The sequence below is a fragment of the Longimicrobium sp. genome (assembly GCA_036389795.1).
Classification (GTDB): domain Bacteria; phylum Gemmatimonadota; class Gemmatimonadetes; order Longimicrobiales; family Longimicrobiaceae; genus Longimicrobium.
Genome location: DASVWD010000253.1, coordinates 1 through 14,929, shown reverse-complemented (window position 1 = coordinate 14,929; position 14,929 = coordinate 1). Strand labels below are relative to the sequence as shown.

The following is a 14,929-nucleotide window of genomic DNA, read 5'->3' as shown; positions in this document are numbered from 1 at the left end:
GAGCACCCCGTTCGCCGCCACCGTGGCCGCCGAGCAGGCCGCCAAGGAGGCGCTGGCGCTGGGGATGAAGCGGGTGCACGTGCGGGTGCAGGGCCCGGGCTCGGGCCGCGAGTCGGCCATCCAGGCGCTGGCCGCCGCGGGACTGAACATCCGCTCGATCCGCGACGTCACCCCGATCCCGCACAACGGCTGCCGTCCGCCGAAGAAGCGCCGGGTGTGATGCGAGTGCCCAGTCCCTAGTGCCCAGTGCCCAGTGATTCCGATCCTGGGCACTGGGCACTGGGCACTAGGCACTTGTAGTTCAGGCGTAAACCCTCGCGACCGTCGGGGGGAAGAAGCCCAACAGAGCACGATCATCCTGTCACAGGAGAGCACGGTCGCACATGGCCCGTTACACCGGATCGGTCTGCAAGCTCTGCCGCCGCGAGGGGCAGAAGCTGTTCCTGAAGGGGCTGAAGTGCTTCACCGAGGGTTGCCCCGTGGAGCGCCGCCCCTACGCCCCCGGCCAGCACGGCCAGAGCGGAGGCGGCCGCCGCCGCAAGGCGAGCGAGTACGCGCACCAGCTGCGCGAGAAGCAGAAGGTGAAGCGCATCTACGGAGTGGCCGAGAAGCCGTTCCGCAACCTGTTCGAGAAGGCCGCCGGCCAGAGCGGCGTCACCGGCGAGAACCTGCTGGCGGCGCTGGAGAGCCGGCTCGACAACGTGGTGTACCGCATGGGCTTCGGCGCCAGCCGCAAGGAGGCGCGCCAGCTGGTGCGCCACGGGCACGTGCAGGTCAACGGCCGTAAGCTCGACGTGCCCAGCGCCCAGGTGGCGCCGGGCGACGAGGTGCGCGTGGCGCCGGCCAGCAAGGACATCCTGCCGGTGGCCGCGGCGCTGGCGGCGAAGAGCCGCCCCACCAGCGTGGCGTGGCTGGCCGTGGACGAGGGCTCGCGCACGGGCCGCATGGTGAGCCGCCCCGGCCGCGCGGACATCCCGCTGGCGGTGCAGGAGCAGCTCATCGTCGAGCTCTACAGCAAGTAATCGGGCTGGAGCGGACCCGGGCGGCGGCCTCCCTGAAGGGCGGCGCCCCGCCCCGGGTCCTTTCCCGCTTTCTTCCTACCGAGGGAGGGATAGAGTGGAACTGGATCTCACCGGCCTGCAGATGCCGAACCTGCCCGAGCAGGCGCGCACCGGGCAGATCGTGCTCCGCCCGCTGGAGCGCGGCTTCGGGCACACGCTCGGCAACACCATGCGGCGGATCCTGCTCTCCAGCCTGCGCGGCGCGGCCGTGTGGGCGTTCCGCGCCGACGGGGTGCTGCACGAGCACCAGACCATCGCCGGCGTGGTGGAGGACGTGCACCAGGTGATCCGCAACCTGAAGAACCTGGTGCTGCGCATGACCGACGACGCCGACGAGGCGGTGCTGGAGCTGCGCGCCCGCGCGGCGGGCCCGGTGACGGCGCGCAACATCACCGCGCACCCCTCGGTCGAGGTGGTCAACCCCGACCACCACATCCTGGAGCTCACCGAGGACCGCGACCTGCGCCTGGAGCTGTACGTGAACAAGGGGCGCGGCTTCATGCTGGCCGAGCTGCACCCGATCCCGCGCGGGATGCCCGCCGACCTGGTGAGGATCGACGCGGTGTACAACCCGGTGACGCGCGCCAACTTCGTGGTCGAGGAGACGCGCGTGGGCCAGCGCACCGACTTCGACCGGCTGGTGCTGGAGGTGGAGACCAACGGCGCGGTCGACGTGCGGAGCGCCGTGCAGTACGCCGCCCGCCTGGCCATCGAGCACCTGGCGTTCCTGGCGGGGGGCACCCCCGAGTGGCGCGCCGACCGCAGCTGGGGCGACGGCGGCGCCGGCACCATGGCGGTGCCCGCGGGGCGCGCCCCCGTGCCGCCCCGGCTGCAGGAGCTGCTCAACCGCCCGATCGAGGACCTCACGGAGCTCTCGGTGCGCAGCCGCAACTCGCTGCAGAAGGAGAACATCCACACGGTGCGCGACCTGGTGCAGCGCACCGAGCAGCAGATGCTCTCCATCGACAACTTCGGCAAGAAGAGCCTGCAGGAGATCAGCGACTTCCTGGCCGGCCACGGGCTGCGCTTCGGGCAGGAGCTGGAGGCCACCGACGACGGCACGCTCTGGTGGGTGCTGGGCGAGGACCAGGGCGGCGACACCACGGACATGGACGCGGCCGGCGACGGGGCCGGCGAGGAGCAGTGAGATGAGGCACAACAACAAGGGCCGCGCCCTGGGCCGCACCTCGGAGCACAGGGAGGCGCTGCTGAGGAACCTGGCCACCAGCCTGTTCCGCCACGGGCGCATCGAGACCACCACCGCCAAGGCGAAGGAGCTGCGCCCCTACGCCGAGAAGCTGATCACGCTGGCCAAGCGGGGCGACCTGCACGCCAAGCGGCTGGTGGCGCGCTCCATCCAGGACCGCGACGTGCTGGTGCTGCTCTTCGACCAGATCGGCCCCAAGATGGCCGAGCGGCCGGGCGGCTACACCCGCATCCTGAAGACCGGCTTCCGCCAGGGCGACGGCGCCGAAACCGCGCTCATCGAGCTGGTCGACCGCTGATCGTCCGGCGGATCGGTCCGTAGCCGGCCGATCCGGAGACGAGAAGAGACCCCGAGGCCTGGGACGGCCGCGGGGTCTTCTCTTTTCTTCGGGGCGGGATCGAGGCGGGGCTGGCCGTGCGTCGCCGGGCTGCGGCGCGGGGCCGCTCCGGAGCCCCGCGCGCCCACCCTCTCCACAGTCCGCCGCACCGGCGCACGCGCGCGGGTCTCACTCCGCCCGGGTTTTGGGGGGAACACACCGCGGGCCGTGTCGCGGTGCGCGGGGTGCCTGCCTCCACGCGCCGCACCCGCCTCTGCTCCGAACGAGCCCGCGCAGGCGGGCTTTTCGCCGTTGCCGCGGGTTCACCCGCCTTCTGCCGAGCCCCGCCAGGTCCCGCAACGGCGAGCCCCCGCCGGTGGGCGGGGGCCGCGTCGCGTGGCCGGGTGCCGGGACCGGTCAGTTCACGGGGGTCTTGTGCAGCCGGACGGTGCCGGAGAACGGGGCGCGGTTGAAGCAGCAGCTGGTGCTGAAGTCGGTGTTGAAGACGACGTCCACCGAGACGCGGTCGCTGAGCGTCTGCCCGGTGTTGATGTCGAACTCCACGGCGCTGAAGGCGATGCTCCCCAGGATCCCGCCCGTGGTGATCTCGTCGATCACCATGGTGCCGCTGGTGGCGAGGAACGCGCGGCCGGCGTCCTCGAAGAAGATGGCGGCGGTCACCCCCACCTCGTCGTCGGGACCCACGGGGCTGGTGCCCAGGACGAACTCGGCGTCCTGGTGGAAGACGGCGATCTGCACGCCCTCGCCGGCGTCGGAGAGGAGGATCTGGTCCTGGCCTCCCGTGAACCCCTGCGTGATCCCGCTGTTGGCCCTCCCGTTCAGGTCGGCGGAGAACTCGCCCGAGACGTCTCCCCGGAACTCGCCGAAGTCCAGGTCGTCGGGATCGGTGCCGCTGTCGCAGGCGGCGAGCGGGAGTACCGCGGCGACCAGCAGGGCGGAGATGCGCGTGAGCTTCACTTCGACCTCTTCAGGTGACAGGGGAACGGGCCGTCCCGGTGACGGCCTCCGGTGGCGGGCAGGGGCCGGAGGGGAAAGCTAACCTCTCCCGGCTCTCGCGGCACGGCGGGCGACGAAGTGCTGCTTCGCCCTGCCGCGGCGGGGCTTTTCCCGCGGCCCGCGGACGGCCGCGCCTTTCGCGCGGGCGGCGGCGGTGCCATGTTGAGGGCGCCCCTCCCTTCCCGCCGTTCCGGGCGTGGAGCCCGGTGGGTCGTGTACCTCGGAGCAAGCCGGATGCCTGAATTCCCCCGGGGCCAGATCATCGTGTTCGGGGGCGGCGGGTTCACCATGGAGCCCGAGAACCGCCTGCTGGACGAGTACGCGCTCCTCGCCACGGGGCTGGCGCGCCCGCGCGTCTGCTTCGTCCCCACCGCGGCGGGCGACGCGGTGGGGTACATCGACCGCTTCTACGAGGCGTTCCCCGAGAGCGTCTGCGAGCCCACGCACCTCTCCCTCTTCAGCCGCAAGGTGGACGACCTGGCGGCGTTCCTGGCGGGGCAGGACCTGGTGTACGTGGGGGGCGGCAACACGGTGAACCTGCTGGCGGTGTGGCGGGCGCAGGGGCTGGACCGGGTGCTCCCCGACGTGCTGGCCTCGGGGACGGTGTTCTGCGGGGTGAGCGCGGGGGCGCTCTGCTGGTTCGAGCGGGGGATCACCGACTCGTACGGGCCCGACCTGAAGCCGCTGATGAACGGGCTGGGGCTGCTCTCCGGCGCCTTCTGCCCGCACTACGACAGCGACTGGCGCCGGCCCGACGCCTGGCGCGACTTCGTGGCGCGCACGGGCGGCCCGGCGCTGGCGGCGGAGGACGGGGTGGGGCTGCACTTCGTGGACGGCCGGGTGATCCGCGCCGTCTCGTCGCGCCCCGCCGCGCTCGCCTACCGCTTCGAGCGGGAGGACGGCGGCGAGGTGAGCGTGGAGACGATCACGCCGACGTACCTGGGGACGCCGTCGTCCAGGGAGAGCCCGGCAGGGGCCGCGCAGGCCCGGGAAGCCGGCGGCTGACCACTGCCGGGGTGGGCGAGCGGCGTCCTGCGCCCCGGACGCGAGGCGCCGCATGCGTGCCGGCCGCCTACGCCACGGGCTCGTCCGCCGGCTCCATTCCGGCGGCCGTCCGCTTCCGCCGCGCGGCGCCGGTGTGGGCGGCCCTGGGAGCGGTCTCCCGATCGTAGTCGTCGAACAGGCGCTCGATCACCCGCAGCAGCTCGCGCGTCTGGCGGTGGAGCTGGTCCGGGATCTCGAAGTTCTTCCCCATCTGCCGGCGGAGGCGGACGATGCGGTTGTGGATCCCCCAGAGGATGGAGAGGTACGCCAGGTCGGCTTCGCGGTCGTCGGGCCGCTTGGCTTCTTCCGCGAACTGCGCCCGCGCCCGCGACACGAGGTTCTCCCAGCGGGTGAGGCGCCTGGCGTAGCGCTGCGGCGCGGAGAGGCGGTCGTCGTCGCCCTCCCGGACATCGGCGTTCACGCGGTCCAGGAACTCCATGACGCGCTCGACGGAGTGGAGGTACTCGTCGCCGCGGTCCTTGCTCTCCCCGCGCTGCCGCCACACCGTGCTCAGGCGCTGCCACAGGCGCGGGAACGGACGGAACTCGGCCTGGTCGACGGGCCGCTCGTCGACCCGCGCCCAGGAGCGCAGGCGGCGCAGCGCATCGGGCCCGGCGTCGAGCGCCGCGTCGACCAGGTAGCAGAGGGCCGTGATCTCCACCAGGTCGCCCTGCAGGGCCACGTCCACCTCCGTCCGGGGCGAGCCGCCGCCCCCCGCCGGGTCTCCTCCCGCCCCGTTCGGGTCCGGACCGGCGCCGGGGACCGGCGCCGCCGGCCGCCCTTCCCCCTGCCGCTCGTCGAGCAGCCGCACGCTCTGGAGCACGAAGCGCGCTGCCGCGCCGCGGTCGGTGCGGCCGTCGGCGGTGAACTCCTCCTTCCATTCCGCCGTCATCGTGAGGAGGACCGCGCGCGTCTTCTCCTGGCACTTGACGGGATAGGCGCCCCGCTCCTGGTCCTTCCAGAGCACGGCGGTGGAGTCCACCTCGTAGCCGCGCGGCTGGCAGCGGCGGGCCATGCCGAGCGAGGTGAGCGTCAGGATGGACGTGCCGGGGTCGTCCGCCAGGACCCCCACGTAGCGGGCCGGCCAGCGGTCCTTGAGCTGCGGCCCGTCCATCAGCGTGGCCAGCACCAGGGTCGGCCCCACGCCGCGGATCAGGCCGGAGACCGGCTCGAGCTGCGCCAGGTCCTCGCAGATGAGCGGCGCGAGGGAGAGCCACCCGTTGGGGGCCAGGAAGGTGAGGCGCCGGTGCTGGATCTCGATGTCTTCCCACCACTCCTCGCGCACGCTGAGCGTGCCCGCCAGCGCGTACTGGCGGATCTGCTCGGCGGTCAGCTTCCAGCGGTGATGCTTCGCCTGCCCCAGGTCGTACCACTTGTTGGCGAAGAACGCCGAAAGCACCACCTGGTTCACCTCGGACGCACCCTCCGGGGGCGGCGCGGCATCGGCGGCCGCCTCCACGGGGAGCGCCGACTGCTTGCCCCGCACTCCCGCCACGATGAGCGGGATCCGGGCGGGAAAGTGCTCCACCAGGGCGTCCTTGAGCCTGTCGAGGTCGCCCTGCGTCAGGGCCAGCTCGGGAAACGCCAGCACGTGGACGTGTTTGACCTCGTCGAACGCCTGGCTCAGGAGCGCGATCACCTCGTCCACCTTCAGCCCCGCCTCCGGGGGCGGCCCGTATTGAAAGTAGCGGAAGTGGGCGGCGTCGCCCGCGCCGTCGGGGTTGGGGCGGCCCACGAACGCCTTCGGGCTGACTTCGTACGGGAACGGGAAGGCCAGGATGTTGATGGTGTTCTCGTGGTCGTCGCGGTTGATCCACGGGATGGAGCGCCACTGTACGCTCACCTCGGAGTGGTGGAACGACAGGTGGTGCGACAGCGAGCGCAGGCTCAGCCCGGTCTGCGGGGTGCGGCACTTGGGGAGGACCACCCCGTACAGCTTCGGCAGGCGCGAGAGCGTGCCCGTAACCGCCAGGTGCAGGTTGGCCAGGAACGAGAGCTCGCGCGGCTCGGGGCGCGCGACCATGCCGAAGCCGCGGCAGGCCTGGTCGGCGAGCGCGTGCAGGGTGAGGATGGCGCGGAACAGCGTGTGGTCCATCGGCTCGCCGTCGCAGTTCAGCCGCGCGGCGGGGTCGAAGAGGATCTCCTGCAGCAGCTTCAGCTTGGGGGGGAGCGCGTCCCGCTTGTTGCGGATCCACTCGAACCACTCGCGGATGTCCTGCTCGCCCCAGTCCCGGTCGCTCCAGTCCCTGCTCTCCGCCTCGGAGGCGGCTGCGGCGGCGGTGTCGGCGGCTTTCGCCGGCGTGCGGAGGGGTGCGTCGTCTCCCTGGCTGCGCTCGGTGCTGATCGCGAACAGGTTCAGGGGCACGTGGGGGTGGGGCGGGGATACGACGAGGCGGTAGATCCCCGTCGCCTTCAGGATCATGGAGGTCAGCGCAAAGAGGTCCGGGGGCCACGCGAACCACTCGTCCGGAGACCACGGCACCATCCGCCCGGCGAGATCGGACACGGAAAATCGGTCATCGAGCGTGGCTTCCGAAGTCACGGTGGCCTCCTGGGCGAGGAGTGGGCGGGCTGCGGCCGGGTAGGAGGTTTCTTTGAGGGTGCGCCAGAATCGGGAGACGAGAACGAGGCGACCGCGGCGCGACCGGTAGAATGAGGGCCCGGGCCGGTCGCGTCAACCCGTTTGCCGCGAATGCAAGCGTTCGTGTCGGGCCAACTCCGGCGTCGAGAGGCCGGCAAAGCGAATCGAACCTGTGGCGAAAGAGCCTCGACGGCGCTTCCGCCCGCCGGGCAGGCATCGGCGCCGCGCGGAGGGCCCTCACCCGCCGCCTGGCGCGGCAACCCTCTCCCAACCTCGGGAGAGGGTGGACTTTACGAGTCGGTGTGGGAGGTTGGGATTTCGCGCGAAAGCGTAGGGGCGAGGCATGCCTCGACCGGCGGGGGTCGGCCCCTGCGGCGAGAGGCGGGGGGCAATGTGCCGATGCCACCTCCGCACGGACTCGCAGGCTCGCCCCTACGACTCCAGGACGCTGCGCGCGACGAAACCCCGCGTGAGGGATGCGCGCCCGACAGGGCCGGGACGCCGCCGCCACAGGGGTATCGTGGCGGCGGTGGCCCGGCGCCGTTGGGCACGGTCGTATCGTGCCCTACGGCGCGCGCAGCCCGGCCCGGAGCGCAGCGGAGGGACACGCCCAAACCGCAGTGCGAAGTGCGAGGTGCGAAGTGCGAAGTCCTCTGGATGCATGAAAAAGCGAGCGGCCGCGCACTCGGTGAAGGATGCGCGGCCGCTCGAACTCTGGCGAAAGAGCCTCGACGGCGCTTCAGCCCGCCTTGCGGATCTTGCCGGCGGAGATGCAGCTGGTGCACACGCGCACGCGGCGGTGCGTGCCGTTCTCCGTCACGATGCGGGCGGACTGGAGGTTCGGGCGCCAGACACGCTTGGTCTTGTTGTTGGCGTGGCTGACGTTGTTCCCGCTGCGCGGGCCCTTTCCGCAGACGGCGCAGAATGCCATCGGGAAATCTCCTGGATCGGTAGCCTACGGGACGTAACACAAGCCGGGAAATCTAAGCCCTTTGGCCGCCCGGGTCAACCCGCCGGGCCCTATCTCGTTGGTTTGACACCGCCTGCGCCGGAGCCTACGTTTCCTCCCCGTCCGCCCCCGCCTGCGAGGGGCTTCCCGCGTTCCCCGCCGAACCGCCATGAAGACGGCACTCATCACCGGGATCACCGGCCAGGACGGCAGCTACCTGGCGGAGCTCCTGCTGGAGAAGGGCTACCGCGTGTGCGGGCTGGTGCGCCGCAGCTCCACCGTCACCTTCGAGCGCATCCAGCACATCCAGCACCGCATCGAGCTGGTCCCGGGCGACCTGGCCGACCAGAACTCGCTGCTCTACGCGCTGCAGCAGTGCGACCCCGACGAGGTGTACAACCTGGCGGCGCAGAGCTTCGTGCAGACCTCGTGGAACCAGCCCGTGCTCACCGGCGACGTGACGGCGCTCGGGGTGACGCGGATGCTGGAGGCGATCCGGGTGCACAACCCGCGCGTGCGCTTCTACCAGGCGTCGAGCTCCGAGATGTTCGGGAAGGTGCAGGCGGTGCCGCAGCGCGAGGACACGCCGTTCTACCCCCGCTCGCCGTACGGGGTGGCCAAGGTGTACGGCCACTGGATCACGGTGAACTACCGCGAGAGCTACGACATGTTCGCGGCGAGCGGGATCCTCTTCAACCACGAGAGCCCCCGCCGCGGGCTGGAGTTCGTGACCCGCAAGGTGACCGACGGGGCGGCGCGCATCAAGCTGGGGCTGGGGGAGAAGCTGCACCTGGGGAACCTGGACGCCCAGCGCGACTGGGGGTTCGCGGGCGACTACGTGCGCGCCATGTGGCTGATGCTGCAGGGCGACGAGCCGCGCGACTACGTGGTGGCCACCGGCGAGACGCACAGCGTGCGCGAGCTGGTGGAGGCGGCGTTCGAGCACGTGGGGCTCGACTGGCGCGAGCACGTGGTGCAGGACGAGCGCTTCATGCGCCCCGCCGAGGTGGACCTGCTGGTGGGCGACCCCGCGAAGGCGCGCGAGGAGCTGGGGTGGGAGCCCGAGGTGGGCTTCCGCGAGCTGGTGCGCATGATGGTGGACGCCGACCTGGAGCGCCTGCGCCCGGCGGCGGGGCGCGCCCTGGCGGCGGCGGGCTGAAGCCGGTGCGGGTCCTGGTCACGGGGGCGGGCGGCTTCGTGGGCGCCCACCTGCTGCGCGCGCTGCTGCAGGGCGGCCACCAGGTGTGGGCCACCACCCAGGCCGGCCACGCGCCGCCCGGGGGGCCCGCCGGGGCGCGCTGGCTCCCGCTGGAGCTCACCGCCCGGGACTCGGTCGACTCCGTCGTCGCCGAGGCGCGCCCCGAGCGGGTGTTCCACCTGGCAGCGCAGTCGTCGGTGGCCGAGTCGCTGCAGGACCCGCTGGCCACCTGGGAGACGAACGCCACGGGGACGCTCCGGCTGGTGGGGGCGCTGCCGCCGGGGTGCCGGCTCCTCTTCGTCAGCTCGGCGGAGGTGTACGGCGTGGTCCCCGAGGCGGAGCAGCCGATCGGCGAGGCGCGCGGCCTTCGCCCCACCAACCCGTACGCGGCCTCGAAGGCGGCGGCCGAGATGGCGGTGCTGGAGGCGGTGGCGCGCGGCGCCGACGCGGTGGTGGCGCGCTCCTTCAGCCACACGGGGCCGGGGCAGGACGCGCGCTTCGCGCTGGGCTCGTTCGCGCGCCAGCTGGCGGCCGTGCGCGCGGGCGCGGCCGAGCCGGTGCTCAGGGTGGGCAACCTGGAGGCGCGGCGCGACTACCTGGACGTGCGCGACGTGGTGCGCGCCTACCTGCTGCTGATGGAGCGGGGGGAGCGGGGCGGCGTGTACAACGTGGCCTCGGGGCGCCCGCGCGCCGTGCGCGAGCTGGTGGAGACGCTGGTGGCGCTCTCGGGGACGGGAGCGCGGCTGGAGACCGACCCCGCGCGGGTGCGGCCGCTGGACGTCCCCCTCCTCTCGGGCGACGCCTCGGCGCTCCGGGCGCTGGGGTGGGAGCCGGTGGTCCCGATCGAGCGGACGCTGGCCGACCTGCTGGAGGCGGAGGCGCGCCAGCCGGGGACCCCCGCGGCGGCGGCGCCGTGAGCGGCACCGTGTACCTGGTGGGCGCGGGGCCCGGCGACCCGGGGCTCCTCACCGTGCGCGCGGCGGAGCTGCTGGCGCGGGCCGACGTGGTGGTGTACGACGCGCTGGTGTCGCCCGAGGCGCTGGAGCGTGCGGCGCGGGCCGAGCGGATCTTCGCCGGGAAGCGTGGCGGGCAGGCGCAGCCGATGCCGCAGCCCGAGATCAACCGGCTCCTGGTGGAGCTGGCGGCCCGCCACGAGGTCGTCGTCCGGCTCAAGGGCGGCGACCCGTTCGTCTTCGGGCGAGGGGGCGAGGAGGCGCTGGCGCTGGTGGAGGCCGGCGTGCCGTTCGAGGTGGTCCCGGGCGTCACCGCCGGCGTGGCCGCGCCCGCCTACGCCGGCATTCCCGTCACCCACCGCGGCCTCTCGGCCAGCGTGACGCTGGTGACCGGGCACGAGGACCCGGCCAAGCTCGAGACGGAGCTGGACTGGGGGGCGCTGGCGCGCGGGAGCGGCACGCTCGTCTTCTACATGAGCGTGGGGCGGATGACGGAGAACTTCGCCCGGCTGGTCGAGGGAGGCCGCTCTCCCGACACCCCGGCGGCGGCGGTGGAGTGGGGGACGTACCCCCGCCAGCGCACGGTGGCGGGGACGCTGGCGACGCTGCCGGAGCTGGCGCGCGAGGCGGGGATCGGCGCGCCGTCGATCGTCGTCGTGGGCGAGGTGGTCTCGCTGCGCGGGCGGCTCGGCTGGTTCGACCGGCGGCCGCTCTCGGGGCGGCGGATCGTGGTGACGCGGGCCCGCGCGCAGGCGAGCGAGCTGGCCGCGCGCCTGGTGGAGCTGGGGGCCGAGGTGGTGCAGCTGCCCACCATCCGCATCGAGGCGCCGGAGGACCCGATGCCGCTCTGGCGCGCGGTGGACGAGGTGGCGGGGTTCGACTGGGTGGTGTTCACCAGCGCCAACGGGGTGCAGCGCTTCTTCGCGGTGCTGGAGGAGACCGGGCGCGACGCGCGGGCGCTGGCCACCGCGGCCCTCTGCGCCATCGGCCCCGCGACGGCCGCCGAGCTGGCGAAGCACGGGCTCAAGGCCGACCTGGTGCCGCCCGAGTTCGTGGCCGAGGCGGCGCTGGAGGCGCTCGCGGCGGCCACGGAGCTCGAGGGCAAGCGCATCCTGCTGCCGCGGGCCGACATCGCCCGCTCCGTCCTCCCCGACGGCCTGCGCGAGCGCGGGGCCGAGGTGGTGGAGGTGGCCGCCTACCGCACCGTGCGGGACGGCGCGGGGGCGGAGGAGGTGCGCCGCCGGCTGGCGGCAGGGGAGATCGACCTGGTGACCTTCACCGCGGGCTCCACGGTGCGCAGCTTCGCCGAGCTGGTGGGGACCGACGTCGGGGGCGCGCGGGTGGCCTCCATCGGCCCGGTCACCTCGGCCGCGGCGCGCGAGCTGGGGCTGCGGGTGGACGTGGAGGCGGACGAGTACACCATCCCCGGGCTCGTGCGCGCGATCCGGGCCCTCTACGCGGAGGGCGCGGGGTGACTCGCTCGGGAGCGGGATTCCGGATGCCTCACACGGAGTCAACGGAGTCGACGGAAACAGCATGGCCTCACGCAGAGAAGCAGAGTCAGCAGAGGAAACCACGCCCGGCGGTGAGTTCTCCGCTGACCCTGCTGCTCTGCGTGAGAAAAGCGGTTGTCTCGTTCGCGGTACGACATGAGGACTGATTTCCGCCGCGGCCGCACGCTCGGATGGGCGGCCACGCTCGTGATCGCATCGATCGTCTCCGCCGTCTCCAGCGCGCGCGCGCAGGACACGGCGAGGGCGCGCGTGGACAGCGCGGCGGCCGACACGGTGGCGAGGGGGGCGGCCGACCGGGTCCCGCGCGAGCGCCGCTCCCAGCGCTTCCGCGCCTCGCCGCTCCTGCCGCCGGACCACTGGGCGGTGCGCGCGGCCGCGCGCCTCGAGGGGATGGGGCTCGCGCCGGGCTACCTCCCCGCCCAGCGCGCCGTGCCGCGCCAGACCGTCGCCCTGGTCCTGGAGCGGGCCGCCGAGCGCACCGCCCGGGGCCGCCCCGACCTGGCGTACCTCACCGAGGGGTGGTGGACGCGCTTCCGCGAGGAGTTCCGCGAGTACGGGGAAGACCTGCCGGCGCCGGGCCTCGCCCCGCTGGGGAGCTTCGCCGGGGCGGGCGCGCAGGGGTGGGCGGGGCGGCTGGAGCCGCGCGTGCGCGACGACCCCCCGGCCCCGATCCCCGACCGCACCGAGGGCGCGGCCCGCGTGCAGGTGGCGTGGGCGGCCGGCCGGCACTTCGCGGGCGCCTCCGAGGAGACGTTCGGGACCGACGCCGGCGCCGACGTCCCGCGCTGGGAGCTGGTGGCGGCGGCGGGCAACGTCGCGCTCTCCGTGGGCGACCAGCCGGTGGCCTACGGGTGGGGGCGCGCCGGCGGCTTCGTCTTCGCCGACCCCGATCCGCTGCCGCGGGTGGAGCTGCAGACCACCGCGCCCACGCGGCTCGGCGGCCCGCTCGGCTTCCTGGGGACGATGAGCTTCCACGCCTTCGCCTCGCGGCTCGACGAGGACCGCCACGCGGGCGACCCGTGGATGTGGGGCGCCCGCCTGGCGCTGCGCCCGCGGGAGCGGCTGACGCTCGGCGTAACGCGCGGCGCCATCTTCGGCGGCGACGTGGCCGAGGTGACACCCGGGCGGCTGCTCCGCTCGCTGGCGGGGGTGATCGACCAGAGCTTCGACAACCAGATCCTCTCGTTCGACCTGCGCTGGCGCCTCCCCACCGAGCGCGCCGCGGCGGCCACGCTGTACGTGGAGTGGGCCTCCGACGACGCCGGCGGCGGCCTGAACGAGCAGCCGGCCGTCCTCGCCGGGATGTACCTGCCGGCGCTGCCGGGGATGCCCAACGTGGCGCTCGGCCTCGAGCACGCGCGCATCGCCCGCTGCTGCGGGCACGGCTCGTGGTACTTCCACACCGAGTTCCGCGGCTACTGGGCGCGCGAGGGCCGCCCGCTGGGCCACCCCCTGGGCGGCGGCGGCAGCGAGACGCGCCTGTACGCCGACGCCGACCTGTACGACGCGCTGCTCCGGGTCACGGCCGACGCCTTCGTGCGCGACCGGGCGCAGCTGGCCTACGACGGCTCTCCCGGCACCCTGTTCGCGCCCGACCGCACGGGGACCGGCGGGGGCGCCTCGCTGGGCGTGGAGTGGCGCCTGTCCCACCGCGGCGAGCTCAGGCTCCGCGGCGCGCACGAAGGCGGCGACGGCTGGCGCGAGCAGACGTTCCAGGCAGAGCTGAGGTACCTGTTTTGAGCGGCGGATCCTTCCCCTCGTACCGCCCGCGCCGGCTGCGGCGCACCGAGCCCCTGCGCGCGCTGGTGCGCGAGACCACGCTCGTGCCCGGCGACCTGGTGCTCCCCCTCTTCGTGGCCCCCGGCCGGGGGGTGCGCCGCGCCGTGGCCTCCATGCCCGGCGTGGAGCAGACCTCGGCCGACGAGCTGCTGAGGGACGCCGAGGAGGCGCTCGGGCTGGGCCTCGGCGGCGTGCTCCTCTTCGGCATCCCCGAGCACAAGGACGAGGCCGGGAGCGAGGGCTACGCCGAGGGCGGCGTGGTGCAGGGCGCCGTCCGCCTGCTCAAGCGCGAGCTCCCCGAACTGCTGGTGGTCACCGACGTGTGCCTGTGCGAGTACACCAGCCACGGGCACTGCGGGATCGTGGTGGACGGCGACGTCGACAACGACGCCACCGTGCCGCTGCTGGCGCGCATGGCCGTCACCCACGCCGCGGCCGGCGCCGACGTGGTGGCGCCCTCCGACATGATGGACGGCCGCGTGGGGGCGATCCGCGCCGCGCTCGACCAGGCCGGCTTCGCGAAGACGGCGATCCTCTCCTACGCCGCCAAGTACGCCTCGGCGTTCTACGGCCCCTTCCGCGACGCCGCCGACAGCGCCCCGGCGTTCGGCGACCGGCGCACCGCGCAGATGGACCCGGCCAACGTCGAGGAGGCGCTGCGCGAGGTGCGGCTCGACATCCAGGAGGGCGCCGACATCGTGATGGTCAAGCCCGCGCTCGCCTACCTGGACGTGATCCGCCGGGTGAAGGACGAGACCGGGTGGCCGGTGTGCGCCTACCACGTCTCGGGCGAGTACGCCATGATCGAGGCCGCCGCCGAGCGCGGGTGGATCGACGGCCCGCGCGCGCACTGCGAGGCGCTCACCGCCATCCGCCGCGCGGGCGCGGACCTGGTCGTCTCGTACTGGGCCCGCCAGTTCGCCCGCGCCGAGCGGGGGTGATGCAAGTGCGTGAGTGCGGAAGTGCGCGAGTGCGTCGGGGACCGGAACCGTCCCGCACTGACGCACTAACGCACTAACGCACTAACGCACTGCGGTTCCGGGCATGTCCCTCCGCTGCGCTCCGGGCCGGGCTGCGCGCGCCGTAGGGCACGATACGACCGTGCCCAACGGCGCCGGGCCACCGCCGCGACGATACCCCGTGTCGCGGCGGCGTCCCGGCCCTGCCGGGCGCGCATCCCTCATGCAACCGCCGGCCGCGATACGAGACCGACCCGCGGCGGGCCAGAACGCGACGCCGTGGAGCGCTGCGGGACACTCGCGCCCCGGCGGCCGCCGCGTGGAGGAAGCGCGCGGGACCGGCGCCCGGCC

13 protein-coding genes are annotated in these 14,929 nt (G+C 73.6%); 10 read left to right on the top strand and 3 right to left on the bottom strand.

The window, feature by feature from the left end; translation table 11 throughout:
• The 4 genes from rpsK to rplQ all read left to right on the top strand — a co-directional run.
• On the top strand, positions 1-220 hold a 220-nt coding region (gene rpsK, locus VF746_29680), incomplete at its 5' end, for a 30S ribosomal protein S11 (GenBank protein ID HEX8696626.1).
• Between the two features lie 163 nt (positions 221-383).
• A complete protein-coding gene (gene rpsD / locus VF746_29675) occupies positions 384-1,022 on the top strand; it encodes a 30S ribosomal protein S4 (protein HEX8696625.1) in 639 nt (212 codons plus the stop codon).
• A gap of 94 nt (positions 1,023-1,116) precedes the next feature.
• On the top strand, positions 1,117-2,208 hold the full coding sequence (locus VF746_29670; GenBank protein ID HEX8696624.1) for a DNA-directed RNA polymerase subunit alpha: 1,092 nt from the start codon (positions 1,117-1,119) through the stop codon (positions 2,206-2,208).
• Between the two features lies 1 nt (position 2,209).
• Positions 2,210-2,566: a 50S ribosomal protein L17 gene (gene rplQ / locus VF746_29665; protein HEX8696623.1), complete on the top strand. Its 357-nt coding sequence runs from the start codon at positions 2,210-2,212 to the stop codon at positions 2,564-2,566.
• Positions 2,567-3,001: 435 nt separating this feature from the next.
• On the opposite strand, the gene VF746_29660 is transcribed toward rplQ, so the two are convergent.
• Positions 3,002-3,562 (bottom strand): hypothetical protein, encoded by a 561-nt coding sequence (locus tag VF746_29660; protein HEX8696622.1) that lies wholly within the window; start codon positions 3,560-3,562, stop codon positions 3,002-3,004.
• A gap of 273 nt (positions 3,563-3,835) precedes the next feature.
• Between VF746_29660 and VF746_29655 the strand changes: the two genes are divergently transcribed.
• Entirely contained in the window at positions 3,836-4,606 is a 771-nt protein-coding gene (locus VF746_29655; GenBank protein HEX8696621.1) for a peptidase E, read from the top strand.
• A 67-nt stretch (positions 4,607-4,673) separates the two neighbouring features.
• On the opposite strand, the gene VF746_29650 is transcribed toward VF746_29655, so the two are convergent.
• Together VF746_29650 and rpmB are read right to left on the bottom strand one after the other, a co-directional pair.
• On the bottom strand, positions 4,674-7,151 hold the full coding sequence (locus tag VF746_29650; protein HEX8696620.1) for a hypothetical protein: 2,478 nt from the start codon (positions 7,149-7,151) through the stop codon (positions 4,674-4,676).
• 814 nt (positions 7,152-7,965) lie between these two features.
• Entirely contained in the window at positions 7,966-8,157 is a 192-nt protein-coding gene (gene rpmB, locus VF746_29645) for a 50S ribosomal protein L28 (protein ID HEX8696619.1), read from the bottom strand.
• Positions 8,158-8,344: 187 nt separating this feature from the next.
• On the opposite strand from rpmB, the gene gmd reads away from it, so the two are divergent.
• From gmd to hemB, 5 genes are all read left to right on the top strand, one after another.
• Positions 8,345-9,334, top strand: a complete 990-nt coding sequence (gene gmd, locus VF746_29640; GenBank protein ID HEX8696618.1) for a GDP-mannose 4,6-dehydratase — start codon at positions 8,345-8,347, stop codon at positions 9,332-9,334.
• Between the two features lie 5 nt (positions 9,335-9,339).
• Positions 9,340-10,290: a GDP-mannose 4,6-dehydratase gene (locus VF746_29635; protein ID HEX8696617.1), complete on the top strand. Its 951-nt coding sequence runs from the start codon at positions 9,340-9,342 to the stop codon at positions 10,288-10,290.
• Positions 10,287-11,801, top strand: coding sequence for a uroporphyrinogen-III C-methyltransferase (gene cobA, locus VF746_29630; protein HEX8696616.1), 1,515 nt, complete (start codon positions 10,287-10,289; stop codon positions 11,799-11,801). Before VF746_29635 ends, cobA begins: the two co-directional genes overlap by 4 nt.
• A 174-nt stretch (positions 11,802-11,975) precedes the next feature.
• Positions 11,976-13,580, top strand: coding sequence for a capsule assembly Wzi family protein (locus tag VF746_29625; GenBank protein HEX8696615.1), 1,605 nt, complete (start codon positions 11,976-11,978; stop codon positions 13,578-13,580).
• Positions 13,577-14,560, top strand: coding sequence for a porphobilinogen synthase (gene hemB, locus VF746_29620; GenBank protein HEX8696614.1), 984 nt, complete (start codon positions 13,577-13,579; stop codon positions 14,558-14,560). Before VF746_29625 ends, hemB begins: the two co-directional genes overlap by 4 nt.
• The last annotated feature ends 369 nt before the right edge of the window (positions 14,561-14,929 follow it).